This window comes from Chryseobacterium sp. BLS98, assembly GCF_001045445.1.
Classification (GTDB): domain Bacteria; phylum Bacteroidota; class Bacteroidia; order Flavobacteriales; family Weeksellaceae; genus Chryseobacterium.
On the sequence record NZ_LFNF01000001.1, the window covers coordinates 256,760 to 283,159 of the forward strand.

At 37.4% G+C, this 26,400-nt stretch carries 32 protein-coding genes and 1 tRNA gene; 6 read left to right on the plus strand and 27 right to left on the minus strand.

What is annotated here, in order from left to right; translation table 11 throughout:
• Positions 1–7: 7 nt before the first annotated feature.
• The 7 genes from ACM40_RS01100 to greA form a co-directional block, all read right to left on the minus strand.
• Positions 8–81 (minus strand) — tRNA-Met (locus ACM40_RS01100).
• A gap of 44 nt (positions 82–125) precedes the next feature.
• A complete protein-coding gene (locus tag ACM40_RS01105) occupies positions 126–1,418 on the minus strand; it encodes a TlpA family protein disulfide reductase (RefSeq protein WP_048501018.1) in 1,293 nt (430 codons plus the stop codon).
• 61 nt (positions 1,419–1,479) lie between these two features.
• Positions 1,480–1,701 (minus strand): hypothetical protein, encoded by a 222-nt coding sequence (locus tag ACM40_RS01110; RefSeq protein ID WP_048501019.1) that lies wholly within the window; start codon positions 1,699–1,701, stop codon positions 1,480–1,482.
• Positions 1,702–1,706: 5 nt separating this feature from the next.
• Complete coding sequence (locus ACM40_RS01115; RefSeq protein WP_048501020.1) at positions 1,707–3,647, minus strand: T9SS type A sorting domain-containing protein; 1,941 nt, start codon at positions 3,645–3,647, stop codon at positions 1,707–1,709.
• Between the two features lie 75 nt (positions 3,648–3,722).
• On the minus strand, positions 3,723–4,910 hold the full coding sequence (clpX, locus tag ACM40_RS01120; protein WP_048501021.1) for an ATP-dependent Clp protease ATP-binding subunit ClpX: 1,188 nt from the start codon (positions 4,908–4,910) through the stop codon (positions 3,723–3,725).
• A 59-nt stretch (positions 4,911–4,969) separates the two neighbouring features.
• Complete coding sequence (locus ACM40_RS01125) at positions 4,970–5,359, minus strand: HIT family protein (protein WP_040993750.1); 390 nt, start codon at positions 5,357–5,359, stop codon at positions 4,970–4,972.
• Positions 5,360–5,399: 40 nt separating this feature from the next.
• On the minus strand, positions 5,400–5,870 hold the full coding sequence (gene greA, locus ACM40_RS01130) for a transcription elongation factor GreA (RefSeq protein WP_040993748.1): 471 nt from the start codon (positions 5,868–5,870) through the stop codon (positions 5,400–5,402).
• Positions 5,871–5,980: 110 nt separating this feature from the next.
• Between greA and ACM40_RS01135 the strand changes: the two genes are divergently transcribed.
• The 4 genes from ACM40_RS01135 (at position 5,981) to ACM40_RS01150 (ending at position 9,139) form a co-directional block, all read left to right on the plus strand.
• Positions 5,981–6,436: a hypothetical protein gene (locus tag ACM40_RS01135; protein WP_048501022.1), complete on the plus strand. Its 456-nt coding sequence runs from the start codon at positions 5,981–5,983 to the stop codon at positions 6,434–6,436.
• Between the two features lies 1 nt (position 6,437).
• A complete protein-coding gene (dtd, locus tag ACM40_RS01140; protein ID WP_048501023.1) occupies positions 6,438–6,887 on the plus strand; it encodes a D-aminoacyl-tRNA deacylase in 450 nt (149 codons plus the stop codon).
• A gap of 107 nt (positions 6,888–6,994) precedes the next feature.
• Complete coding sequence (locus tag ACM40_RS01145) at positions 6,995–8,647, plus strand: S8 family peptidase (protein WP_048501024.1); 1,653 nt, start codon at positions 6,995–6,997, stop codon at positions 8,645–8,647.
• Positions 8,648–8,746: 99 nt separating this feature from the next.
• Positions 8,747–9,139 carry an ACT domain-containing protein gene (locus ACM40_RS01150; RefSeq protein ID WP_048501025.1) on the plus strand — a complete coding sequence of 131 codons (393 nt, stop codon included), beginning with the start codon at positions 8,747–8,749 and terminating at the stop codon, positions 9,137–9,139.
• Positions 9,140–9,216: 77 nt separating this feature from the next.
• Here the strand turns inward: ACM40_RS01150 and ACM40_RS01155 are convergent, their stop codons facing one another.
• From ACM40_RS01155 to ACM40_RS01205, 11 genes are all read right to left on the minus strand, one after another.
• The gene (locus ACM40_RS01155) at positions 9,217–9,729 is read right to left on the minus strand and encodes a hypothetical protein (RefSeq protein WP_048501026.1); all 513 of its coding nucleotides are present in this window, start codon (positions 9,727–9,729) and stop codon (positions 9,217–9,219) included.
• A gap of 52 nt (positions 9,730–9,781) precedes the next feature.
• A complete protein-coding gene (locus tag ACM40_RS01160) occupies positions 9,782–10,321 on the minus strand; it encodes a hypothetical protein (RefSeq protein WP_048501027.1) in 540 nt (179 codons plus the stop codon).
• A gap of 5 nt (positions 10,322–10,326) precedes the next feature.
• Positions 10,327–11,700, minus strand: coding sequence for a DUF4153 domain-containing protein (locus ACM40_RS01165; RefSeq protein ID WP_048501028.1), 1,374 nt, complete (start codon positions 11,698–11,700; stop codon positions 10,327–10,329).
• A gap of 95 nt (positions 11,701–11,795) precedes the next feature.
• Positions 11,796–12,092, minus strand: a complete 297-nt coding sequence (locus ACM40_RS01170) for a hypothetical protein (RefSeq protein WP_048501029.1) — start codon at positions 12,090–12,092, stop codon at positions 11,796–11,798.
• 9 nt (positions 12,093–12,101) lie between these two features.
• Positions 12,102–12,587 (minus strand): Coq4 family protein, encoded by a 486-nt coding sequence (locus tag ACM40_RS01175; protein WP_048501030.1) that lies wholly within the window; start codon positions 12,585–12,587, stop codon positions 12,102–12,104.
• Between the two features lie 11 nt (positions 12,588–12,598).
• Positions 12,599–12,892 carry a hypothetical protein gene (locus tag ACM40_RS01180; protein ID WP_048501685.1) on the minus strand — a complete coding sequence of 98 codons (294 nt, stop codon included), beginning with the start codon at positions 12,890–12,892 and terminating at the stop codon, positions 12,599–12,601.
• Between the two features lie 10 nt (positions 12,893–12,902).
• A complete protein-coding gene (locus tag ACM40_RS01185) occupies positions 12,903–13,742 on the minus strand; it encodes a metallophosphoesterase (protein WP_048501031.1) in 840 nt (279 codons plus the stop codon).
• 20 nt (positions 13,743–13,762) lie between these two features.
• On the minus strand, positions 13,763–14,053 hold the full coding sequence (locus ACM40_RS01190) for a hypothetical protein (protein WP_083996761.1): 291 nt from the start codon (positions 14,051–14,053) through the stop codon (positions 13,763–13,765).
• 65 nt (positions 14,054–14,118) lie between these two features.
• Positions 14,119–14,409, minus strand: coding sequence for a winged helix-turn-helix domain-containing protein (locus ACM40_RS01195; RefSeq protein ID WP_048501033.1), 291 nt, complete (start codon positions 14,407–14,409; stop codon positions 14,119–14,121).
• 59 nt (positions 14,410–14,468) lie between these two features.
• Entirely contained in the window at positions 14,469–15,086 is a 618-nt protein-coding gene (locus ACM40_RS01200; RefSeq protein ID WP_048501034.1) for a hypothetical protein, read from the minus strand.
• Between the two features lie 132 nt (positions 15,087–15,218).
• Complete coding sequence (locus tag ACM40_RS01205; protein WP_048501035.1) at positions 15,219–15,983, minus strand: enoyl-CoA hydratase/isomerase family protein; 765 nt, start codon at positions 15,981–15,983, stop codon at positions 15,219–15,221.
• Between the two features lie 304 nt (positions 15,984–16,287).
• Here ACM40_RS01205 and ACM40_RS01210 point away from each other — a divergent pair, with 304 nt between their 5' ends.
• Both ACM40_RS01210 and ACM40_RS01215 read left to right on the plus strand, forming a co-directional pair.
• Entirely contained in the window at positions 16,288–16,836 is a 549-nt protein-coding gene (locus tag ACM40_RS01210) for a phage tail protein (protein WP_048501036.1), read from the plus strand.
• A 21-nt stretch (positions 16,837–16,857) separates the two neighbouring features.
• On the plus strand, positions 16,858–17,679 hold the full coding sequence (locus ACM40_RS01215) for a T9SS type A sorting domain-containing protein (protein ID WP_048501037.1): 822 nt from the start codon (positions 16,858–16,860) through the stop codon (positions 17,677–17,679).
• A gap of 64 nt (positions 17,680–17,743) precedes the next feature.
• Here the strand turns inward: ACM40_RS01215 and ACM40_RS01220 are convergent, their stop codons facing one another.
• The 9 genes from ACM40_RS01220 to ACM40_RS01260 form a co-directional block, all read right to left on the minus strand.
• On the minus strand, positions 17,744–18,442 hold the full coding sequence (locus ACM40_RS01220; RefSeq protein WP_048501038.1) for an SMUG2 DNA glycosylase family protein: 699 nt from the start codon (positions 18,440–18,442) through the stop codon (positions 17,744–17,746).
• A gap of 79 nt (positions 18,443–18,521) precedes the next feature.
• The gene (locus ACM40_RS01225) at positions 18,522–18,941 is read right to left on the minus strand and encodes a hypothetical protein (protein WP_048501039.1); all 420 of its coding nucleotides are present in this window, start codon (positions 18,939–18,941) and stop codon (positions 18,522–18,524) included.
• Positions 18,942–18,947: 6 nt separating this feature from the next.
• Positions 18,948–19,637: a hypothetical protein gene (locus tag ACM40_RS01230; RefSeq protein WP_131705317.1), complete on the minus strand. Its 690-nt coding sequence runs from the start codon at positions 19,635–19,637 to the stop codon at positions 18,948–18,950.
• A gap of 192 nt (positions 19,638–19,829) precedes the next feature.
• On the minus strand, positions 19,830–22,325 hold the full coding sequence (gene paaZ, locus ACM40_RS01235) for a phenylacetic acid degradation bifunctional protein PaaZ (protein WP_048501041.1): 2,496 nt from the start codon (positions 22,323–22,325) through the stop codon (positions 19,830–19,832).
• Positions 22,326–22,409: 84 nt separating this feature from the next.
• Positions 22,410–23,204: an alpha/beta hydrolase gene (locus ACM40_RS01240; RefSeq protein ID WP_228376136.1), complete on the minus strand. Its 795-nt coding sequence runs from the start codon at positions 23,202–23,204 to the stop codon at positions 22,410–22,412.
• Between the two features lie 51 nt (positions 23,205–23,255).
• Positions 23,256–23,849: a transferase hexapeptide repeat family protein gene (locus tag ACM40_RS01245; RefSeq protein WP_048501043.1), complete on the minus strand. Its 594-nt coding sequence runs from the start codon at positions 23,847–23,849 to the stop codon at positions 23,256–23,258.
• A gap of 96 nt (positions 23,850–23,945) precedes the next feature.
• Positions 23,946–25,151, minus strand: coding sequence for a 3-oxoadipyl-CoA thiolase (pcaF, locus tag ACM40_RS01250; protein WP_048501044.1), 1,206 nt, complete (start codon positions 25,149–25,151; stop codon positions 23,946–23,948).
• Between the two features lie 51 nt (positions 25,152–25,202).
• The gene (locus ACM40_RS01255; protein ID WP_048501045.1) at positions 25,203–25,898 is read right to left on the minus strand and encodes a DUF6624 domain-containing protein; all 696 of its coding nucleotides are present in this window, start codon (positions 25,896–25,898) and stop codon (positions 25,203–25,205) included.
• 30 nt (positions 25,899–25,928) lie between these two features.
• Positions 25,929–26,342, minus strand: a complete 414-nt coding sequence (locus ACM40_RS01260) for a PaaI family thioesterase (RefSeq protein ID WP_048501046.1) — start codon at positions 26,340–26,342, stop codon at positions 25,929–25,931.
• Positions 26,343–26,400: the final 58 nt, after the last annotated feature.

Here is a 26,400-nt window from a genome sequence, read left to right on the forward strand (position 1 = left end):
TCTGTTGTAGCGAAGACGGGAATTGAACCCGTGACCTCAGGGTTATGAATCCTGCGCTCTAACCAACTGAGCTACCTCGCCGTTTTGGTGGTGCAAATATAGAAAATATTTGTTTACCACCAAAATTATTTTAGCTTAAAATATTCCAAAACATTCCCCACATGGTCTGGTTTATTGATTATCTTATTGTTAGCATCTAAAATAAAATACGTCGGAGTTGCATGAACATTGTACGTATCTACATAACTGCTGTTCCACCCTTTTAATTCAGAGTCATTGATCCAAGGAAACGCAGCAATCTTTTGGGTATATGAGCTTTTATCTACATCTAAGGATAAACCAACAATTTGGACATTTTTGCTTTTTAAATCATTGTATTTTGCCAAAAGCTGAGGCAGTTCGCTTTCACAATGAGAACATGTAGATGACCAGAAAACAATTATTTTTTTATCAGCTTTTACATCATACAGGGACTTTGCAGATGTGTTCGCCGGAGACTGAAATTTAACATTAGGAAACGCTGCTCCAATTTCAACGTTTGCATTGGATTTTAAAGTAGATGCAAGCCTGTCATTAATTGTGCACTTAAGGTTTTTTGCCAGTGTAAGGTATTTGGTTTTAAACTCTTCCATATCGTACGCATCAAAGATATCGATGAGTTCTGATAAAACCGTCTGCCCTCTTGGAGTTTCAACCTTTAAACGGTCTAAAAGCGTATCTACAGAACCTCCTACATTGGTATTTCCCCCTGAATTAAGATAAGCCACTAAAACTGGTCTTAAAAGGGAAGAAGATTCAAGCATATCATTGGATTTATCCAGAAAGTTTACAATATCTTCCTGGGTAACTTTTTTAGCCGGATCTGTAGAGTTAGACAGAAACTTGTTATAATTGGTATTATAATAAGAAATAAACGGATGCTGGCCAGCATCAATAGCCGTATTCATTCCGGCAAGCCTTTCTATTTCGGTTTTCAGGGCTTTCCCGAAGTCTGTATTATCTTTATAATATTCTTTTATCTGTGCCAGGGCCGGAAGGATAAGGTCTTTCTTTTGGGAGCCTTCCTGCTGTTTGCTCATAAGATCATTCACTTCATCAAGATAGATTACATCTTTGACCTTATTATTCTGAACATCCATTTTAATATTTACATTCTTATTCTCCGAAACAAAGTTTATTGAATTATTTGAAGCTGGAAAATACACTTTCATCATTCCCATATAATGGCTGGGATATTTGAAGGTCCATGTATTGTTCTTGCTCTGTTCTTTGGTAACGATGATGTCTTTCGAACCGTTTAATGTATATAGAATAGCATCCTGATCTTTAAATTCCGCAGGGGTCTGAATAGTAACTGTAAACTGAGCCTGTAGGGAAAATGCAGCTAATACTGCAGATAGTATATATATCTTTTTCATAAGGTAAAAATAAAAAAACTCTCTGATTAATCAGAGAGTTTAATATTATTTTAATAAAATTTTAGGCTTTTTGGCTCTTTAAATTCTTAGCAAAATATATAATGAATACTACTGCAACAATAGACAGTAAATAAACATACATATCAATAGGTGATGCTACTCCTCCCGGTCCTACACCTCCGGTACCGCCACCGCCTGGTGCTGGTGGTATTTCGTCATCTGCCTTGACCAAAAGTGTTCCGAAAAAGAAAAGAGCAAGTACTAGTTTATTAATAGTTTTCATAATATTTATTTTAAGATTTTAGTGTTAACGGTTTCTCCTTTATCAGAAACAATTTTTACAACGTAAGAATTTTTAACTGCGCTATCAAGCTCAATTACAAAATCTCTAGATGCATCAACTGCTCTTTTAGAGATAACCAGTTTACCGCTCATATCATAAACTTCAATATCTGCTTTTTTCCAGTTTGGATCAAATCTAACAATGTAGTTGGTAATCGCCGGATTATATACTACTATTGTTCTTGAAGGTTCGGCTGTTTCTTTTGTAGCCAACACCACATTACTAGGCTCACCATAATATAAATCATAAGATGCAACAGCATTAGGAGCGATACCGCCTTGTGTTGCCGGTTGTAAAGTACCGTTTGATGCTTTATAGTAGAAACCAATTCCTGCAGACAATAAGTGAGTTCCTGTTGAAACCAATTGTCCGTTTTCTCTTATTTCAAATTTATATGATTTTACTTTACCTGTATCGTAATTTACAAGTTTAACATTTTTACCTTTGAAATTACTTTCATTGGCCTCGTTAATGTATAACCAATACTGTCCTGTATAGTTAGTATCATAACCACCATTTAAAGCTTCTTCAAATGTACCGATGATGTTACTTCCTGCTGTTGCCTGAACTGTAGTTGCTACAGAAGTCTGGTGACCTGTAACAGCATTAGGTGAAACCACATAATATGTTCTTGCAACTTCATTCCCGTTAACATCTAAACCAATAACCCCAAGCTGTTTTATTGTACCTTCACCAACTTTTCCATTGGCATTTCTGGCAGCAGTAACACTGTAGTCAGTAGTTTCAGCTCTAACAGTTGAATTAAATCTTCTAAGGGTATTGAAATTTAGGGTCTGTGCAGAATTATCTCTCAATTTCAGAACAAAAGTCTGCATTGGTTTGATAATCATCCCAATATCTCCTACTGGAACTTTTGTATTCACATCGTAAGTCTGGATCAATGCGCCTGTACTGTAAGCATTTCCTTGTGAACCTACTACTACAGTTCCCGGATCATATCTTACTCCCCAAATGTTGCTAATGTTATTACCATCAGTAACTCCTCCGGCTGCAGGTTCTGCATATCCTATTCTCGATAAATCAAGGTTGGTTAAGAAAGGATTTCCAAACTGGTAAATGTTTTTACCATAAGTTCCTCCCCAAGGAGTAGCAGAGTTCTCAAACTGATCCTGAAGATAAGTGTTATATCTTTCATTGTATCCGTTAAGTGCTGTACCGCCTGGGCCAAATGTAACATTCCCTCCATTTTGAAGAGTTGCAGCAGAGGCAAATGTTGCATAAGGACGACCATTAACAGTATGCAAAGCACTGCTCACATCTAAATTGTTATTATTGGATCCAAGCATATAATACTCGGAACCATTGCTGGTATTAGTTGTTAAGCTTGTGTAATGATCAGCTACAGCTCCAGTATTATTCCATTTTAGAATTTCATTCTGGCTTCTTCTTACAGTACCAAATGTTTTACCCAATTCAGTGGATAAACTACTCAAGGTTTTACCAAAGAAAGGTAATCCAACCTGTTGGTAATAACTTCCAGTTCCGTTTTTCTTGGTTCTGAATTCCTTACTTACAACTCCGGTGATATCGGTTTGGGCTAAACCATCAACATATAATTGTCCGTAAGTAGACGCGTCGTCAGTAGCTGTGGGAGTGTTGAGCCTTAAAATGATATTGTTACCATCGGTTTTAGCCCCACCAACGGCATCAATAGTTTTTAAAGCGTCTCCGGCTGTGCCTACGATCATAACGTTTCCATGCACATCCAAAAGACCATTATCTCTTGTTTGTACACCTCCTCCGCTATAAACAAGGGTGCCTTCGCTTACATACATATTAGCATTAGCGTCAACATGACATAGTATCTGCGCCTGAACAGAGTAACTAATTGCTAAAAGACCTATAGCAAATAAACTTTTTCTCATTGTATAAATTATTTGTGTGTTAATACAATCTTCACCCGCAAAGGTAAGATTTTTTTTGAAAGAAAAAAAAATATTTTATTTATTAACAAAAATATTATCTTCCGTTAATACGATTTCTTTTTCCTCACCTATTGAAAACATATAGTCCTCCAATACTTTTTCTGTTGTACCTCTTAAACCTCTGGCACCCAAACCCTTTTCGATGGTCTCTTCTACAATCTTCTCAATAGCTCCATCCGTGAAAACCAAATTCGTGCCATCCATTTTGAAAAGCTCTACAAATTGATTGATGATCGAGTTTTTAGGCTCTTTCATAATTCTCACCATCGTCTCTTTGGTAAGCTTATCCAGGTAAGTAATAATCGGGAATCTGCCTAAAAGCTCAGGAATTAATCCGAAAGAACGAAGATCGATTGCATTGATATGGGTTAATATATATTCCTCTTCATCGGTCTTATTGATTTTTTCCGAACTGAATCCTATAGCCTGTTTATTCATTCTTCTTTCGATGATCTCTTTAATCCCGTCAAAAGCACCTCCTGCAATGAACAGGATATTCTGGGTATTCACCTGGATGTATTTCTGGTCAGGGTGCTTTCTTCCTCCCTGAGGCGGAACATTCACAATGCTTCCTTCAAGAAGTTTCAGTAATCCCTGCTGCACACCTTCCCCGGAAACATCCCTTGTGATACTCGGATTGTCTGATTTTCTTGCAATTTTATCGATCTCATCAATAAAAACAATTCCTCTTTCCGCTTTTTCCACGTCATAATCAGCAACCATAAGAAGCCTGGAAAGGATACTTTCCACATCTTCCCCTACATAACCTGCTTCTGTAAGAATCGTAGCATCTACAATACAGAAAGGAACGTTAAGCTCTCTTGCAATGGTTTTTGCCAGAAGAGTTTTTCCCGTACCGGTTTCGCCTATCATGATGATATTTGATTTTTCCAGCTCTACTTCTCTGTTTTCGTCCTGAGCGTGAAGCAGTCTTTTATAATGATTGTATACTGCAATCGAAAGCTGTTTTTTAGCCTGATCCTGTCCGATGACGTATTGGTTCAGGAATTCTTTGATCTCTTTCGGTTTTTTAAGTTCTTCTATATTGGCTGCAGGAGATGATCCTGTCTTAGAAACGCTGTCTTTTACAATAACATGCGCCTGTTCGATACAGTTTTCGCAGATAAAGCCGCTCTGCCCCGAAATAAGCATCTGTACTTCATTTCTTTTTCTGCCGCAGAAAGAACATTGGTTTGAATTCATACGATATAATATATGTTAAAGAAAATCGTAAAAAATTTCTTTTTTACGATTTTATGCTTTTAAGAATTAATAATTGAGTTTTGGATCTCTTTATATTCTTCGTCTGTTAATTTCAGTCTCTCATTTCTGAAGTTCATGTCTTCCATTTTGTTTAAGGGAATAAGATGGATATGGGCATGAGGAACTTCAAGTCCTACTACAGCTACTCCCACTCTTACGCAGGGAACTGCATTTTTTACTTTTTTGGCAACCTTCTGGGCAAATCCCCAAAGGTTTTTATATTCTTCACTTTCCAGATCAAAGATCAGGTCAACTTCTTTTTTGGGAACTACCAGTGTATGCCCTTTCACCAAAGGCATTGCATCAAGAAATGCTACAAAATTATCGTCTTCAGCAATTTTGTATGAAGGAATTTCACCATTGATGATCTTTGTGAATATACTGCTCATTTTAGAAGTCAAATTTTAAAGTTGAATTTAATTCTGTGGTCTAAAGAGTAATGTCCAATACTTCGAAAGACAGTTTGTTTCCGTTGGGTAATGTAATATCTGCAGTCTCACCTATCACTTTTCCAAGTAATCCCTTAGCGATTGGGGTATTTACAGATATTTTTCCTGTTTTAAGATCGCTTTCGTTATCCGGCACTAAGGTAAACACCTGCTCCTGATTGGTCGCATTGTTTTTAAGTTTAACCGTAGTAAGGATTGAAACCTTTGAAGTATCTAATTGACTTTCATCTATGATCTTGGAATTTGCAATAGCATCCTTAAGCTTGGAAATTCTCATTTCAAGCATACCCTGAGCCTCTTTAGCAGCATCGTATTCAGCATTTTCAGATAAATCTCCTTTATCTCTCGCTTCTGCAATCTGCTGGGTAATTTTTGGTCTTTCCACAGTTTCCAACTGTTCCAGCTCAGCTTTCATTTTCTCTTGTCCCACCTTTGTTACATAGCTTGCCATAATTTTCAAAATTTAGTTTTGGTATAAAAAAATAATCCGACATTTGCCGGACAATGTTTTACGTGTTATAATCGTTTAACTTTTACAAATATATAAAAATTTAAATTGAAATGAAAAAAACTTTTTCAATCCTGTCCATTTTAACACTGCTGATTTTCAGCAATTTAACTATAAACTCATGCGGAACCAGAGAAGATACCGTGAACTGCTTCCCCAATAACCCTATCAATGTATCTTTAAATCTTAACCTGCCCGCCTATAATAATCTCAACTATGACGGAGGCTGGATTTATGTGAACGAACAGCAGTCCGGAACAAGGGGATTAATCGTAGTCAGGGTAGGAGATTCATTCAAAGCTTACGACCGTAATGCGCCCCATATCTGCCCTGATGCCAATACAACGCTTGAGGTAAAAGATAATATCAGTATCCTGTGCCCTAAGGATAATACCCGCTGGATTTTGAGAACAGGTCAGCCGGAATCCGGTGCTGCAACTTCCCTGCCTCCCAAAACATACCCTTACAACTATGATGTTGCCACCAAAACATTAAATATTTATTATTAGAATGAAGATTGTGATTCAAAGAGTTTCCGAAGCTCATGTAAAAGTAGATGGAAAAATTGTCGGGAAAATTGGTAAAGGACTGATGCTACTGACCGGAATTGATGAAAACGATGAGAAGCAGGATGCTGACTGGCTTGTTCAGAAGATCCTGAATTTAAGGATCTTCGGGGATGAAGATGATAAGCTTAATCTTTCTGTAAAGGATATTTCCGGTGAAATTTTGTGCATCAGCCAGTTTACATTAATTGCAGACTATAAAAAAGGAAACCGTCCTTCTTTCATCAAAGCGGCAAAACCGGATAAAGCGGTTCCTCTTTTCGATTATTTTAAAAAGGAACTGGCTAAATCAGGATTAAAAACCGAAAGCGGAATTTTCGGCGCAGACATGAAGGTATCACTGGTTAACGACGGGCCAGTAACGATTGTCATGGATTCACTCACGAAAAGCTAATACTGCTGAAATTAAGAACCCAATCATTTTTATTAAATTCACAAAAAAGTGATTAATATTTCTCATTAAAATTATATATTTGGTTTACAACCATTTAATAAGATATTATGAGAACAAAAATTAGACTTTTCGCATTATGCATTTTCATTTTCGTGTTTTCATTCGGGCAGAAAACCGATCAATTAAAATCTAACATTTATGTATGCTTCTCAAAAGAGTTCAGCTCTGAGAAAGAGGCTCTCAGTAAAAACCCTGCATTAGCAGAATTTGTCAAAGCCAATGAAATTTCATTTATTAATGACCTTGGCTTCAGTGACAGGAAACTTGAGGAAATGATGGCAAGCAGCAGAGCAATCGGTAATTCAGGCGAATCTGTTCAAAAGCTGAAACGCATCTTCAAAGTCAGTCTTTCCTTCCAAAATCATGAGGAAGCTGAAAGAACAGTACGTATTCTTGAAAAATTCCCGGAAGTAGAATATGTTTGTGTAATGAGCAGCATACCTATTGAGCCTCCGTTAGTTAAGACTTTTGTGGCTACGCCGGATCTTGAAAGTCTTCAGACTTACCTCAACGACAATCCCGGGATCAATGCAAAATATGCATGGTCCAGAGGAATTACAGGGCAGAATATCCGAATCCGTGATGTAGAATACGGCTTTTACAAAACTCACGAAATGCTTTCCAATCAGAATTCAATACAACTGGAGCCGGGATATTCGCCGAATTCGGGGTTATCAGGCAATAACTACAGGGATCACGGGACTGCTGTGGTCAGTATTCTAGGTTCTGTAAAAGATAATATCGGGCTTTCCGGTGCAGCCTACAGCGCATCAGAAATCAAAGGATATATGGAATGGACTACTGTGGGCTACAACAGGGCTGCAGCAGTAAGCAGATCGATCAATGCATCGCAGGCCGGGGATATTATTTTATATGAAATGCAGACGGGTGGAAAAGACGGCCAGTACTGCCCTGCCGAATATGACAGTGTGATCTGGGACCTGACGAAAGCAGCTACCGATTCAGGAATCATTATTATTGCAGCTGCAGGAAACGGAAATCAGAATCTGGATGATCCATTTTATGCTTCTTACATGGCAAGAGGAAACAGCGGGGCCATTATCGTGGGTGCCGGTTCCCCTAACGCCACCCACTCTAAGCTGAGCTTCAGTACTTACGGAAACCGCGTGGATGTACAGGGTTGGGGAAGTAATGTTTTAGCTGCCGGATACGGTTCATATCAAAAATATGACAATGATAATAACAGGACATACAATTATTTCAGCGGCACAAGCTCTGCTACTCCTGTTGTGGCATCGGCAGCTACTTTGATCCAATCTTTTTACCGGCAGACAACAGGTCAGTATTTGACTCCTGCTGCTATGAAGAATCTTTTGATATCTACAGGAATTCCTCAGGGCGGTACTGTTGCCAATCAAAAAATAGGACCTTTTCCGAATGTAAAAAATGCCATATTACAGCTGGAAAGTAATCCTTTACTTAAACCCAATAAGACTGAAGTTCCTCTTCCTTTAGAAGTTAAAATTTATCCGAATCCTGTAACCAGCCATATTACCATTCACAGCAAAGAAAGTAAAAAACTAGAATTTGAGATGATCAATATGCAGGGAAGAATCATCAAAAAAGGGTCTGCCTTACCTGATGAAAAGATCGGAACCGCAGATCTTCTTCCAGGACAGTATATCATTAATATTACAGAAGGGCCAAGAAGAGTGGTTGAAAAATTTACTAAGTTATAAGAACTTGAAATAGCAATATAAATAATAAGGTGGTCGGTTAGAGCCACCTTATTTAATATCTGCAAAATATGTATCTTGTATTCTTTAATTTACTGAAATATGAATGGAGAAAAGGATTTGGAAACACTTTTAAAAAATATGAAGCCTAAGCATAACGCTGGTGATTATGTTTTCTGTACGGTTAGAAATACAGAAACTATTGATCTGAACCAGATTGAAATGTTCTTCAGAGAGGAGGAAGGATTTACTGTTATTCTTAAAAAAGAGGCGGCTGATTCATTAAATCTGGACTACTCCGCTATCATGTCATGGATAACGCTTACCGTACATTCTTCTCTGGAAGCTGTAGGATTAACTGCTGCTTTTTCAAAAGCTCTTTCTGAGAATAATATTAGCTGTAATGTAGTCGCAGCCTATTATCATGATCATATCTTTATCAATAAGAAGGATACTGAAAAGGCTATGGAAGTATTGAGAAAACTTTCTGAATGAAAATTTATATAAAAATTTAAAGCTCAAAAAAGAGGCTGCCTTTTTCAAGACAGCCCTATTATTTACTTTTTTTTAAATTAGTTTGCAGGAACGCTATTGAAATTAAGCGCTATTTTAAGCGTCATATCTGAGCTTGTCTGATTTTTCAGCTCATACACTGTTCTTACCGTTAGTCCTGTACTTTTTACAACCTCATCCAGATATCCTGTATCGTTAATATCCAGGTTTAAGCTGGAAGAGTCTGTTGTTATATTGGAACGGGATGCAACAAGCCTCTCACTGGTTCCGTTAGATGAAACATAAACTTTTACAGATTTTACTGCACTTAAGTTTCCTCCTGAAGGAGATACCACAGAAACTTTAGCATCAGAAATTCTTACATCTTTGATTTTTGCGTTATTGTTTCCTCCGAACCATGTCTGTACATTGGTAGCAGTAGAAGTGGAAGAAACTTCTTTATCTGCAGGCACTCCCGTAGAAACCAAAACGTTGGTTGTATAAGGGAACGTATTCTGAACCAGCGATTGTACGGTTCCGCAGCTTACTGCTAAAACTGAAACGGCCGCTGACATTAAAAATATATTTTTCATAATATTAAACTTTAGGATTGAATTTGCAGAAATTATACCAAAATGGTGAATCTTATTCCACACTTACATTAAAACCTCCTTTCGTATTACCGGAAGCCATATTACTTTTTCCAATAATCAGCCAGACTTCGCCTTTTCCTTTGGTTTCGTAGGTAATTTCTCTTCCGAAAGGTCCGTCATAATCTCCGTTTGGCAGCCTGATCTGATTGAATCTGATATTAAAGTCTTTTTCATTGGTTGAAATCCTGGCTTTAATAGTAGGCTTGTCATAATGGGTCAGTTTTAAAACCAATTCCTGTCCGTCTTTTGTAAACTCCTCTCCTAACGTAAAAGGAAGCTGTGAAGCATCTGCTGTTCTTATGATCTGCCCTTCTTTTTCGCTTCTCATCACACCTTGACGCAGTACTTCTTTGGTAACGGGAGCATTGTTAATGATTGAATCTTGCTTTCTGAGGGCTGCAGAATCTGTTTTTGTGATAGAATCCGGCATTTCTGTAACCACAGCGGAATCTTTGTTCACGGTTTCCGTTACGGCTGGTTCTTTTTTACATGAAATAATAATCAATGGGATTAACAATAAGGATTTTTTCATAATAATTACTCTTTTAATGTTTCAAAGTAAAGAATCTTCGAAAGGAAAGTTTTGGATTTTTCTGCTTTAATTTTTTCCAGCACTTTCTTTTTAAGCTGCAGATCCTTTTTTTCATCTGCATATTCCAGCAGTCCCTTCTCACTGAAATTGATCTGATCCAAATGATAATTGACTGCAAAGTCTTTACGTTTCATATTCTGGGAGGTAATAATTCCGCCCCAGTTCACATAACTGCAAGCCAAAATTGTTCCATAAAAATACCAGATCATTGTATTGAACAGGAATATATTTCTTTTTTTCTTCTGAATTTTAATGAAAGTAAGAGCCAGCCCGATCAATGATAACAAGAGAAAAGCAAAGACTCCCAGTCTTTTGTAAGTGAATCCGTAACTGATAATATATTCGTAGTTTTTCAAGGCGGCAGAACACACGAGAATGGCATTCAGAATGATCCAGATTCTGGCGAGAATCTTCATCAGTTTTGCTTTAGGATCAAAATTAAAACCGGATTTAAAATAGAACATAATCACCAATACCGCCATAATGATCGACAGGATTACAGCATTGACTCTTTCATGGGTTTCTTCTGAAAGCTGAACGGGAGTTTTTGAAGCTTCATAAAACTGCTCGTAATTGTAAGTAACAATAAAGAATATGAGTAAAATATTCAGGCAAAAGAAGGAAATGACACCGCTGGTTCTCTCCGCCTCCAGATCCAGAAAGGAGTAAGTAGCCTTCTGAACCTTATCGGTATCCTGAAAATCCTCATCCAGCAGATGATTCTTTTTATAAATAAATCTTTCCACTGCATAATTCCAGTAATTGAAAGCAATGAAAAAACCAAGAACAGAAAGACCAAGCACCTGCCATACATTTATATCAAGTTCATAATCCCTGAAAATAGAAGCAAAATGATCGCTTCCCACAGAATAAATTCCAAAAAATAGGGAGATGAATACTAATGGTATAATGATAAAAGCTAAAGTTTTCTGCCATACGCCGGAAACATTTTTCTTCGGCAGCCATTCATCAAAGTTGAAAAACCTGAAAATGGAAGTAATAGTGTTGATGATAAAAACGGGAATCAGGAAAAGTATTTTCAGCTTCCTGTTTCTTGAGCGATAACCCAGCAAAAGAAGGGAACTTACAACCGCCAGCAGGGACGGAAAATCTCTGAACCAGGCAAAAGCAAGACTTGACAGAATACTGATTACAAAAAGTATCAGAAAAATTCTGGTCCTGTTTCTTTCAGGAGTTTTGAATAGGGTAAGCAATGCGTAAACGATGCCAAGTATGGCAAAATTGAGTCCGGGCTCCTGATCATAAAACAAGACAACGAACAAAGCGGCTGTAAGAAATATATAATGATGTGTTTTCATGATTTAAAATTGAAGAATTGAGAAATTAAAAGATTAGAACCATTAAGAAAGGAGGATTTTAAGATGATATCTTCCAATACCACTTAATTAAAATATTACGGATCTGAATTCAAAATAATATAGATATACAGGACAGTAATGGGAATATTGATCAAAAGAAGAAGTACAGAGTTCCCGGATGACTTCTTCTTTGAAATATGGTTCAAAAACTCCAGAAGTTCATACAGCAGGACCAGTATATTGATCACTGCTGCAACCATTACAAAATAAAATCCGGTTATCAGAAGAAAGTCTGCTCTGGTTACCAAATAGGAAACCAGTAAAAAGGTTCCTGATAAAAATGATATCCAAAAGGTATTTCTTCCGGTTTTGCTAAAATTTATTTTCTTCATGGCAATTATTTAATATAGAACTGTTGTTTCTTTCTGCTGGATGTAGTCCTTCAGGTGATCGAAATTCTGCCACAACAGGCTTTCAAAATCCCAATGATAAAACGGCCTCATACTCTGTCCTTTTCTGTAAGCTTTCATATACAACTTCAGATATTCCGGGAGGATGATTGTTCCCAAAACAACAGCTGCAAGGAGATGGGCATTGAGTTTCCCGTTTCCCAGAAGAAGGTACTGCATGGCAATCTCGTCTTCAAACTGGGTTCCGCAGCCGGTTATCAGATGGTGTACGTCATGGTTTTCCATTTTGGGAATCATTGAGAATTCGTGTTTTTTATAAAACTCACCCAGTTTCCTTCCTAAGGAATCTTCCTGGAACTTTAACAGCTGTTCTTCATTGAACTGCCACTGTCTTTTTTTCTTTTTAAAGTATTTTCTGTAGAGTTTCTGGGTTTTATCGTAGACAAACAGCAGAAATTGAACGCGTGTTTTTTTCATAGTATTATTTTTTAGTTTAGGTTAAGTCCTATAAAAGCGTAAAGAATAGCAATAGGGATATTGATCATTATTATACCAACTGCTTTGAGACAGGCTTGAAACTTTGTTGTGTAGATAAATGCATATATCATTATACCCAATATCACCAATAGATTGATGAAAGTTCCAAAAACAAGAAGAAAGTAACCACCTACAGCAAAACCATCATATTTCGTAATTAAATAACCGAACAGGCAGATATTTCCAAGCAAAAAGAATAGTTTAAAAACAGATTTTCCAATTTTTATAATTTCATTATTTTCCATAGACATTATGTTAAGCTTGAATTAAAGTAAAGACTGTAATTTCCGGACGCACCATAAACCTGATCTGAAAAGAATGACCGATCGCCCTGTTGATGTACAGCATTCTCCCGTCCTGAAGATCTATTTCTCCGGATATATATTTTCTGTTTTCAACAGGTAGAAGAGGCGTGATAATACCTGGGATTCTACACTGTCCTCCGTGGGTGTGACCACTCAGAATCCATCCTTTATACCCGTTCCATATATTTCTGTCGCAGGCATCCGGATTATGACAGAGTACTATATTGGCTTTGGAAGGATCAGCCGTTTTCATTACTTCTTGTGGAAAGAAATTGGGTGACCACAAATCTTCGAAGCCTATAAAATTGAGTCCGTGACTTTCTTCACTGCTGTTTTTTAGCATACTGATTCCGAAGCTTTCGAGGGTATCGCAGATTTTTTCGGAACATTCTGTATCATCCCAGTTTTTTCCGTAATCGTGATTGCCTAAAATTCCAAAAGTCGACAATTTCCCATGGGCTGCATGGTTCATTACTTTCTTCAGATCTTCCTGATCTTCCGGAGTTCCATGATTGACAAAATCTCCTGTGTACACTACAAAATCAGGATTAAACTGTTTTGCTTTCTGAAAGGATTCAATCAGGAAATTCCAGTCGAAACGGTCTCCTACATGCAGGTCTGATATCTGCATGAGTATTTTTCCATTCAGTGTTTCCGGGAGATTTTTAATGGGAAGTTTTCTCTGAACAAATTCTACCCAGAAAGGTTCCACCTGCCATGAATACAATGCCGGAAAAGCTCCTATAAATGAAAGCTGCATCAGCCTTTTAATAAATTTTTTCCTTGTCATGATTGAAAATAAAACAGATTTTAACTTCCTGCGAACGGGCTTCCGAAAATCCCTACTGCCAATTCAGCCCAGATTAATGCAAGAGTCAGCAGAATAACAATACAAATCAGGATTCTGTGACTTTGCTTTTTGATTTTACTTCTGACCAGATTGATCATAAAAGCTGTAATAAAAAGTAAAGCTCCTGCTACCAGAAAATCTGAAGCTGACCAATTGAATTCTTTGGACAATACATTTCCCAATAATGGAATACACAGTAAAGCCAACGGAAGGGCATAAATCGTGATTGTTTTTTGTTTTTGTGTCATCATTTTATTTAATTTTTAATTTATAAAGTACTTTGTATTTCAAAGTTAATTTTCAAAAAAAATATAGGTTATCTTCCCAATAATTTTTCAAGGGCGTCCAAATGTTCGTTAAAAGCCTGTCTCCCATTTTGCGTAACACGGTAGGAGGTTTTGGGCTTTTTACCAACAAACTCTTTTTTTACTTCAATATAACCTGACTTCTCAAGGGCATTGCTGTGGCTAGCCAGATTACCGTCTGTAATTTCCAGAAGACCTTTCATTTCAGAAAAATCGACCCAGTCGTTGACCATAAGAACGGACATAATCCCCAGTCTTACACGGCTTTCGAATTCTTTATTGAGTTGATTGATCTTTATCATAGTAAGTCAGTGCTGCAGAATTTAAGAAGGCTTTTCTTAAAATCCTGCAAATTTAATCTTTATTTATATTTTTTATGCATGATCAGCCCATACACAATATGCAAAATTCCAAAACCAATAGTCCAGAAGAGAAGTCCCCAGCCTAAAAAGAACAGGGAAATGAGGCCAAGAATAATCTGGCAATATCCAAGATATTTAATATCCGTCAAAGTGTATCTTTCTGCAGCGACCAGAGCAATGCCGTAAAATATTAATGTTGCCGGGGCGATCCATACGAACAGATGATGAAAAAGAAGTGCAAGACAGAAGACTCCGCCTGTTACCAAAGGAACGGCGAAGGTTAAAAGCAAACGCTTCGTTGTCGCATCCCAGATCTTCTGCCCTTTCTTTTTGCTTTTATTGGCTGTAAAAATATAACCGCTCAATAAGGCTGTCAACAAAATTACTGCTCCGGTAACTACAAGTTCTCTTACTAATGCGGGACTGAAAAAATTCCTGTCTCCGTCAAAATAGTCAATCCCTTCTCTTTGGAAAACAAAATACACGTATCCGGCGCCAATCAGTGCAGCCAAGCCTGCAAAAACACCTGACAGTCCGCTCAATGAAATAAATCTGGAAGACCGCTCCATCATAGAACGGATATGAGATAAGTCTTCGTGATAGTTTTTCGAATCCATAAAAAGAACTTTGAATTACAAAGTTATAATTTAATTTCAATCTGCAAAATATTTTTTTTAAATTTTAATGATTTCTTATCAAACAAAAAACCGCTGAAGTAATCAACGGTTTAATAATTTATGATAAAAAGATTATTTTGCTCTTAATCTTTCTTTAATTCCTTCGATATTTTTCTTCGCAGAATCCTCAAGAATCAGGCTTGCACTCATATGAATTCTTGCCGGCATCAGTTCATTGAAATAGTCTGTTCCTTCCCAGGATACTTTTTTAATTAAAGCCAAAGCCTCACTGCTTCTGGAAGCCAGCGTCTGCATAAACTTTTCCAGTTTGGAATCCATTTCCTGGATATTTTCCGATACGGAATGATAAACGTTATGCTGTTCCGCCCATTCTGCCGATCTGAAATCTGCATCGATGGCCATTGCAGCGAATTGCGATTTTCCGATTTTTCTTTCCACATAAGGTCCGATTACGAAAGGTCCGATTCCTAAATTAATCTCCGTAAGTGCCAGAGCTGAATCTTTAGTAGCAAAACAGTAATCTGCACCGCAGGCAATACCTACTCCACCCCCTGTTGTTTTTCCCTGAACTCTTACCACAACTATTTTTCCACAGTTTCTCATGGCATTAAGAACTTTAGCAAATCCTCCGAAAAATTGGGTAGAGGCCTCTAATTCTTCAATCGCTAAAAGTTCGTCAAAACTTGCTCCTGCACAGAATGCCTTTTCACCTTCGCTTTTTACCAGTATAGCTTTCACTTCTTCTTTAGCTCCTTCATCCAGAATGGTCTGAGCCAGTTTTTCTAAAATAGCTCCGGGAAGGGAATTGCTTTTGGGCGTTCCGAAGGTAATTTCGGCAATATTGTTTTTAATTTCTGATGCTACGAATTCGTTCATTTTTATTTTAATTGGATTCTTACAAAAATACTAAATACCACCTTTCCGGAGAAATTATAGAACATAAATTCCAGATTAAAATGCAACCCCTTAATATCTGCATTCTCTCATCATAAAAACCATAACTACAGGAAAAATAAATCACTATTACGTATAAATACGGACTCCTCAATTTGGTATTTTCTACTCTAGTACTGCCTTCCTATATATTGTTCCTTTGACTTATCAAACTTATAGTAAGGCGGTATCCGAAAAGCCCACAGAACAGAGTAGGAAAATTTTAAACTGAAAAAAAAATATTATCATGGATGAGTACATGGGAATCGTAAAACTATTTGCAGGAAATTTTGCACCAAGGGGCTGGATGTTCTGCGACGGCAGTATATTGAGTATTTCTCAAAACTCTGCACTATTTTCTTTATTGGGAACAACGTATGGGGGTGACGGGATAACTACTTTCGCACTGCCTAATCTGATCGGGCGTATGGCTTTAGGAGCAGGAAATATGACCTCAAGTAAATATTATCCTTTAGGAATCGTTTCCGGAACAGAGCAGAATACATTGCTTCAACAAAATATGCCAAGTATGGGGGGCGGATTTCAATTAAAAGTGGCTAACGCCAATGCTACCAGCTCTACACCTACTGCCAATACCTCAATTGCCATAACAGGGAATCAGGTGGGAAGAGATTTTACTGCTGTACCAAGCTTTGTAGAGACAGATCCTGATACTGCTATTAATGTAAAATCGATCTCTTATACGGGACAGGGTATCCCGGTAAACAATATGCCGCCTTTTTTAGGGCTAAATTATATCATTTGCGTAGAAGGCATTTATCCGCCTCGCAGCTAAAAACCATTTAAAACCTAAATCATGAAAAGATCTATTTTTTTAACCTTTTGTAGTCTGCTGATCTCTTTACTGTCTTTTGGGCAGACCAGTACGGAACAATTTGAAACTGAATCCAATGGGAGTCCAAGTTTCACAGATAACGGAGTGATTTTTAATATCATTTCGTATGTATCAATATTTGACATTCAGGCAAATTACCCGGGAACAGGCTGGAACGGCACTGCTAATGATAACAGATATATTGATAATTCAGGTTCCGTTGCCACGGGTGCTTCTTTTAGCATTAAGACAACAGCCAACTTATTTAAAGTAAATCGATTTTGGATATTTCTTTCCAATAATGCATTAAATCAAAATGTTGTCGGAAATCTTACCGTAACCGGAAAATTATCTGGAATAACTAAATTCACTCAAACCAAAACGACGGGGTTTGCTACATCTCTTGGTGCAACCAATGGATATACTTTAATTGATTTAACCAATCTGAATGGACAAAATTATTCGAACATTATTATTGATGAACTTCGAATCACTTTAGGCGGAGCCTATACCTATGCAGGTCTGGATTCATTTACCTGGGTAAAAGACAGCAATATAGTTTTGGCGACGAATGAAGCGGCAATTTCAAAAAAAGAAATAAGCATCTATCCTAATCCTACCAGCGGACCTTTTACCATTAAAACGGAAGAGAACGGACAAGCGGAAATTTACAGCCAGGATGGTAAATTGCTGAAAACATTAGAGATGAGGAAAGGAAATAATCAGGCAGACGTATCGGAACTTTCTAATGGTGTTTACATCCTTAAAACATCTTCAGGATCTTCTAAAATTATCAAAAAATAAATTTTTCATAAGCGATTTGTGCCGCAAAAAGATTCTAAATGCATAAATGAAAAATCCCCTTGAGCTATTCAGGGGGATTTTGTTTTTTCAATGCTAAAATATATTTATCAATGTAAAGCTGTTTTTCTTTTGTTTTATACTGCTGGATATATCTGGGATGTTCAAGTACGGTCATTTTCTCAAATAACTGAGCTTCTTCATTCAGTTTCAAAATAAATTCTGAATTCTTTTTACCAAGTACAAAAACTTCAGAAGTATCAACTCCCAGGCTGATATGTTTCTTCAGAGAATCTATCATAAAGTCTTTTACTGCTTCAAAAAGCTTTTTATCATCATAATAATTGGCGTTCAGCCAGCCTGTTTTTGCTTTTCTTACAATAGCCAGCGGAAAAGGTGAATTGATGTAAATCTCCTTATAAAATCCCTCTGCACCACCATATCCGGCAATCATATCATAAACAAAAACCGAGGACACTTCATGGGTCCGGGCTGAATTCATTTTGATGCCACAGACGTTTTCCAGTCTTTTGGTATCGGTAAACGGAACCCCGGTTACTCCTGCACCATGTCTGCTGGGATTGATCCCGATAATAAATTTTCTACGGTTCCGGTCATTGTAGTATTTGTGATAAAATTCTCCCATTACTTTCATGGTTTCAGGATTGTCCAGATAAGGATTCAGCGCCTCGAAACCATCTGGAAGATCACCCCGGAACTGTAGGTTTTTATTAAATTCTATAACTTTATCAGCAAATGTTTTCATTGAAAAGAATAATAAAAACAATGTAGCAATTTATTACTAAACTGCTACATTGTTGTAGTGCTCCTTTTTGAATATAAAATTATTCCTCTATTCTTGTATCTACGAATTCATAATTTTCATTATTTTGTTCAAAAGACATTTGTGAGGCTTTAAATTTTACATGATCTTCATCTAAAACCTTATAATCATAGACATCAGTTTTACCATCGCCTTTATGGAGCTCATAAAACTTACCGTTTTCAACCCACCATTGTCCTTTTTCCGTAAAAGTTGTAGTCTTTCCATCCTGTACAGCGACAAATAATAAAAGAAATTTACCATCATCCGAACGATGCATGATCCAGCTTTTATGCATTCCTGCAATCTGCTGATCATCTTCTTCTCCTGACCAGCTTCCTACCAGCTTCTGATCTATCTGATTTTTTTTACTGTTGCTTTGCTGTGCAAAAGCTATTACAGAAAAGAACATCATCATAATAACGCTTAATTTTGTTTTCATTTTAGTTTATTTAAAAAATATGAGTACATGCATTTCACTATTTACCGGAATTCCTTCTGAAGTAGCTGTTTTCCATTTCGATTTCTTTACAAAATCCTTAAGCTTTTTAATAAAGTATCCTGAAAACTGATAGTTATTTTCATTCTGAAAACGAATTTCTACCTGAGGCTCAGAAATAGTACCGTCTTTTCGAAGGATGAAGTTAGCTTCCATTGACGAATATAAATCTTTTTCTTTTCTGAAAGCAAATTCGTCCGGATATTCAGTTTCATTCCAAAAGTCTTTTTCTACTAATTTAAGAGCTTCACTATAATCATTTGATTTTGCATATCGTGAATTCATATCACATTCCTCAAAACTGAAAATCTCATTTTTCCTCTTGTTGATGTAAGAAATTTCTGCAACCTTTCTTAAAGAATCTATAAAATTTACACTATGCCTTCTAACAATTTCTTCATTCATTCTTTTACCATAACAATTCTGTTTTGAGTAAGGTACCGTACAGTAATACATACTTTTCCTCGGCTTTATGGAATATAATGCTAAAAGAGAATCAAGTTCAGCATCGCTCCTGTACATTTCAACCATTCCAAAAACATGAGTATAAAAAATATGGTTGTTTTTAATATCCTCAACTGCCTTTTTCTCTTCTGCAGTGCATAAAGAATCCCAATATTTTCTTTCTTCTTCTTCCATTGCATATGAAATTCCGGCAAGTGGTTCATATTCTGTTTTTGCAATACTTTTCTTTTTAGAAGTACAGCAGACAAGAAATAAAACCGAAAAAAGGTAACATATATTGATTTTCATAAATAATTTGTGCATTAAAAAAGTCATAAAAGATAATGAATTTCCTTTTATGACTTTTATATTTAAGAATGTTATGTATTAAATCAACCCAAATTGCTCAAAATGGTGGGTAAAATGTTTTTTATGCATCAGTTCCCACATTTCTTTATTCAGTTTTCCGAATACAAAGTTCATATGCTCTGCCTGCGGATTTTCTTTGTAGTAAATTGAATATCTTTTCAGGGTGTCAAGGAAAGACTGTTTTGCAGCTTCCAGGTTTTTATGTTTCAATTCAAGTAAAGTTTCATCTTCAGCCAGGAAAGGGGCCGGGAAATCCTTCGGCATTTTTCTGTGGTTGTAAAGGGAGTCCTGCCATTTTTCCAGCTGTTCTTCCGGAGTAAAGCATTTGTCAGCTTCCGGCTCTCCTAAACTTACCAGAACTCCATGTTCCAGGTGCTCAATCATTTGCTGAGGAGACATTTTACCCCAATTAGGCTGGGTATTTTCTGACAGACCATTCAATATCTTAGTAACATTTTTCACGTTGAGGTCGATAAATGGAGAATGTTTGGCCACCAATGTTAAGATGGTTGCAACACAAACGATTTCATCTCTTTGATTCACCACTTCAACCAGCCATTTTACAACACCGGAAGGAATATTTCTCCCTTTTACTCCTCTGTTGATTTTTTCTTTTGCAGTTAAATAAACAGTGATGGTATCTCCCGCATAAACTGGTTTAAAGAATGAACAGTTTTCGAGTCCGTAATTGGCGATAACAGGCCCTTTTTTCCCGGAAACGAATAATCCCGCTGCTGCAGAAAGGATGAAATATCCATGAGCAACCGTTTTATCGAAAATAGTTCCCGTTAAACTTGTAGCATCGGTATGAGCATAGAAGTGATCCCATGAAACATTGGAGAAATTAACGATATCCGCATCAGTAACGGTTCTTCCTGCTGTTTCTAATGAATCTCCAATTTCAACTTCTTCAAAATATTTCTGGAACGGATGCTTGTCTGAGAACTTTTTCTCCGCACCCTGCTGATAAATTTTTGTAATCGCTTTCAAAACATCCGGTGAACCCTGGATGGCTGTTTTCTGAAGGAAGAAATGAAGACCGTTCAGTCCGCCCATTTCCTCACCTCCTCCCGCTCTTCCCGGACCTCCGTGCATCAGGGTAGGAAGTGGAGAACCGTGACCTGTACTTTCTTTGGCATTATCCCTGTTCAGTACAAAGATCCTTCCGTGCTGGGAAGCCATTTTCCATGAAGTTTCGGCGATAAAGTTCTCATCATGAGAAATAATGGAACCTACTAAACTTCCTTTTCCTCTTTTTGCCAGAGCTGCCGCTTCTTCTGCATCTTTGTATGGCATTAAAGTCGAAACAGGTCCGAAGGCTTCTACATCGTGAGAGATATTTTTCTCGAAAGGCTTATCGTTAAGGAATAATTTCGGGCTCATAAATGCTCCGTTATCGTAATTGGCATCTACAAGCTCGTGTTTTCCGTCGTATATTAATTCTGTTTCGGATTTTAAGATATTTACTTTTCTTACCACCTCATCATACTGCTGTTTTCCGACTAAAGAACCCATTCTGGTTTCTCTGCTTAATGGATTCCCGATTTTAGTTTGATCTAAGGCTCTAGATAAAGCATTCTGCACATCTCCAATCAGGTGCTCAGGAACAATGATCCTTCTGATCGCTGTACATTTCTGGCCTGCTTTGGTGGTCATTTCGTTTCTTACTTCTTTGATGAACAGATCAAATTCGGGAGTGCCAGGTTTTGCATCCAAACCAAGAATCGAACAGTTCAGTGAATCTGCTTCCATATTGAAACGTACTGCATTTCCGGCTACAGATGGCAAAGATTTCAGCTTTCTTCCTGTATTGGCTGAGCCGGTAAAAAGTACGGAATCTCCGTCCTGAACATAATCCAGAATATTTCCAGGCTCACCGCAAACCAACTGAACCGCTCCTTCCGGCAGGACACCGCTTTCAATCATGTCCTGAAAAACAGCATTGGTAAGATAGGAACCGAACGGTGATGGTTTTACAATAGATGGAACCCCTGCCAATAGTGACGTTGACAGTTTTTCCAGCATCCCCCAAACAGGAAAGTTATAAGCATTGATCTGAATGGAAACCCCTTCACTTGGTGTCAGAATGTGAGTTCCCAAAAAAGTTCCGTTAGCAGAAATTTTCTGAGTTTCTCCATCTACCCAGAACGGTGTATTCGGAAGCATTCTTTTGGCCAGTCCGGAATAGGTAAAGAAGGTACCGAAACCTCCTTCTATATCTACCCACGAATCTGCATGGGTGGCTCCGGTTTTATATGATAATTCGTAATATTTTTTCTTTCTTTCCAAAAGGTAAAGTGCTACTTTTTTCAGCATCTCACCTCTGTCATAAAACGTCATGGAAGAAAGGTTTCTGTAGCCTACTGTTCTTCCGTAGTCAAGAGCCTGCTCAAAATTAAGCCCTTCCGTATCTGAAACGGCTACCTGCTCGCCTGTAACGGCATTGTATAAAGGTATTCCGTTTCCGGCACCTTCTACCCATTCTCCGTGTATATAGTTTTTTAACTTTTCCATACAGTAATTGAGTTTAATAATGCATTAGTTTAACAGTTACCAATAATTGTTACACGAATACATTTCATATTGTTACATTTTAATTTATTTTGATTCTTTATACGGAAACATTTTCACCAAACCTTCATACAAACTTCTGTGAAGAATGGTGGCATGATTATCCGTTTCCATCATTTTATATTCTACTGTCCAATTTTTCTTGCCTGAATTTTTAAGAACATTATAAATATCTTCTGCATCTTTTACCATCACAGGATGTTCTCCTTTCCCTACAGAAACATAAACGAATTTTTTAGTGTCCGGAGATTTTGCAAGTAATTGAGGAGCTTGTTTTAAAAGACTTTCATCATCCCACCATAAACTTGGGCTAATGATAAAATAGTTAGTAAACATTTCAGGTTTCTTCAAAAGTATTTCTGTTGCCAGGAGCCCTCCCAGAGATTGACCGAACAAATATTTGTCAGTGGTTTTAAACTGGCTTTCAACGTAAGGTTTTAATTCTTTTTCAAGGAAAGCAATGAATTTATCAGAATGTCCTGTGGTAGGATAATCTTTCTGCAAGTCTTTTAAATCCGTATGAAAAGTAAAATCTCTTTTTCTGTCTACATTAGCAATCCCCACTACAATAGCTTCCGGCATGGAATACATCTGATTAAAGAATTGTACTAACCCTGTCACGTGAATAAAATCTTCATTCATACTTCCATCCAACAGATAGATCACAGGGTAAGATTTTGTTTTATCATACCCTTGCGGAAGATAAATATTCAACGTTCTGTCTTCATTTAAGGTTTTGGACTTCATCGTCCTCACTTCTCCTATTGTAAGCGGTTTTGTAGTAACAGTCTGTGCTGATACTGTACTATTCACCGCGAACATTATGCTGCATATAAGTGCAATTTTTTTAATCATATTTAATTTTAATGGTCATTATTTTACATCATCCCAGATACTGTAATCAACAATTTTCGTAGGAGTTTGCTGAATATATTCTGTAAAGGGTTCACAGGGTAAAATAGCTTCTTTCCCTTCTCTTGCCAATTCCTGGTAAAGCTTGGTTCCTTCGGTTTTCCAGTGAATCATTTCATCGGAGACATCACGGATGATCTTTGCGGGACTTCCTACAATGAGTTTTCTTGGTTCACATTTGAAGTTGGCCGGAACAAAGGCTAAGGCGCCAATAATACATTCATCACCGATAACAGCTTTATCCATCACTACGGAATTCATTCCAACAAGACAGTTTTTCCCGATATGTCCGGAATGGATGATGGCTCCATGCCCTATATGTGCAGATTCCTCAAGAATGGTCTCAATATTGGGGAATACATGAAGGGTACAGTTTTCCTGAACATTCGCACCGTCTTTAATGATAATTTTCCCCCAGTCGCCGCGGATCACGGCATTGGGTCCGATATATACTTCTTCGCCGATCTCTACATTCCCAATGATTACGGCCTGCGGATGGATGTAGGCAGAAGGCTTGATGATGGGACGTATGCCGTGGTATGAGTAGATGTTCATTTTATTTAATTTGAAAATTTGAAAATAGATTAATTTGAAAATGAGTAACGTCCTGAAACATTTTCAAATTCTCAGATTAGCCCATTTTCAAATTAATTATACTTTTTCAATAACCATTGCATAACCCTGTCCGACACCGATACAAAGGGTACACAATGCATATTTCTTATTCTGTTTTTCAAGTTCTATAGCAGCAGAACCAACAATTCTAGCCCCGGAAACTCCCAGTGGATGTCCTATGGCAATAGCTCCTCCGTTTGGATTCACTCTTGAGTCATCATCTTTTAAGCCTAAGCTTCTGGTTACTGCTAAAGCCTGTGCTGCAAATGCTTCATTCAACTCAATGATATCCATATCATCCAGAGAAAGGTTGAGTCTTTTCAATAGTTTCTGCGTTGCTTCCACAGGTCCTATCCCCATGATTCTCGGTTCTACACCTGCTACGGCCGATCCTAAGATTTTTGCTTTAGGCTTTAATCCGTATTTTTTTACAGCTTCTTCACTTGCAAGAATAAGAGCGGCTGCTCCGTCATTCATTCCTGAAGCATTTCCGGCAGTTACTGTTCCTTCTTTTCTGAAGGCAGGACGAAGCTTCGCAAGACCTTCCATTGAAGATGCAGGTTTAATAAATTCGTCTGTATCAAAAATTTTAGGTTCTCCTTTTTTCTGTGGAATTTCAACTTTCATAATTTCTTCTGCCAGTCTTCCATTTTCCAGAGCTTTTGTAGCTTTCTGCTGAGACCAAAGGGCAAATTTATCCTGATCTTCCCTGCTGACATTGTGAATATCGGCAAGGTTTTCTGCGGTTTCTCCCATCCCGTCTACTCCATACATTTCTTTCATTTTCGGGTTAACAAAACGCCATCCGAACGTGGTATCAAACATCTGGCTGTCTCTTCCGAAAGCAGAACCCGGCTTAGACATTACATAAGGAGAACGTGTCATGTGCTCTACTCCACCTGCAATATAAATTTCACCTTCTCCTGCTGCAATGGAACGGAAAGCATTCGCTACTGCAGACATTCCCGAAGCACAAAGCCTGTTTACCGTTTCGCCACCGATTTTGTAAGGAAGTCCTGCCAGCAAAAGAGCCATACGGGCTACATTACGGTTATCTTCCCCTGCCTGGTTGGCGCATCCGAAAATAACGTCCTCAATTTCTTCTACAGGAACCTGAGGGTTTCTTGCCATTACTTCTTTGATCACAATTGCGGCTAAATCATCCGCTCTTACTTCTGATAATCCTCCCTGTAATTTTGAGATTGGTGTTCTTACGTAGTCTATGATGTATACGTTGTTCATAATTATTTTGATGTAATAATCCGGTAATGTAATAATGTAGCAATTCCAGATTTATTTGTTTTTATTTCTTAGTTCTACAACCTGTTTTAAAGTATAGGGTTCGAATTTGAAGTCTGGCCCATACATTCTTTTGATATTTTCTTCAAAAGTAGAATCGAAACCTGCTTTTTTTCTTCTTTTATTAACATTTTTGAGATCTTTTACAGGCCAAACAAAATTCACAAAGACTTGTTTTCCGTCCTTATCTTTTGTCATTTCTCCAGCTCCCTGTGTTCCGTAGATCTGTTCTTTGTTTTCATACATCAGATACCGATCTTCCATCATGGCAACCCATGTGAACGGAATTTCTTTCTTTTTTCCAGCTTCCTTTATGAGTGGCAGATATTTTCCAATTTTGGTAGAATGCTGGATCACATACCATGCTGCCTGATTCGTAGGTTCTCCTACAAGTGTTTTCCCAGGATAACCATATTGAGCAATAATTTTTTCAATTTTCTGCATATTCAGGCTATCATGTTCTGCCACCAAAAGCCAGTTCTTCTTTTTGAACTCTTCTTCGTCAATATGCAAATCTTTCAACAGCTGTTCTTTTTTCTCCGGAGTTATTCCGGTATCAAAAAGCATTCTATATCCCTGATCCACTCGCATGATTTCATCAAGTTCCTTTTTTAAGGTTTCATTTATTTTCTGCTGAGCATTCATCAGAAAAGCTGAAACTACGAAAAGTAATGCAGCTATTTTTCTCATACTTTTGGATCCGGTATTTGGTTTGGTTTTTTACAAGTCGGTTACTTTTTTTCCAATTTTGTAGACTGTTCCTACAAATTTTGCAATCAGCTCCTTATTTTGATTCGTGATCTGAATATCATACACCGCTGTTTTTCTTGTGTCATTCACCAAGACACTTTCTGCTCTGAAAACATCACCTTCTTTTCCTGCTTTGGTAAAGTTGATGATACAGTTCAGCGCAACCGCCGCATCTCCTAAGTTGTTGGACGAAAATGCCAGTGCAGAATCTGCAAAAGCAAAGGTAACTCCACCATGAACGGTTTTAAGCCCATTGATCATGTCTTTTTTGATGGGCATTTCTATTAAGCAATAGTTTTCTTTTACTTCGATCATTTTTATATTCATCCATTGGGAAAAATAATCCTGATTGAGCATATAATCTGCAACTTGTCTCGGCGTCATAAATTTAATGTGTTGATATGATGATATACTGATGTGTCGCTTAATCGGCAAATTAGCA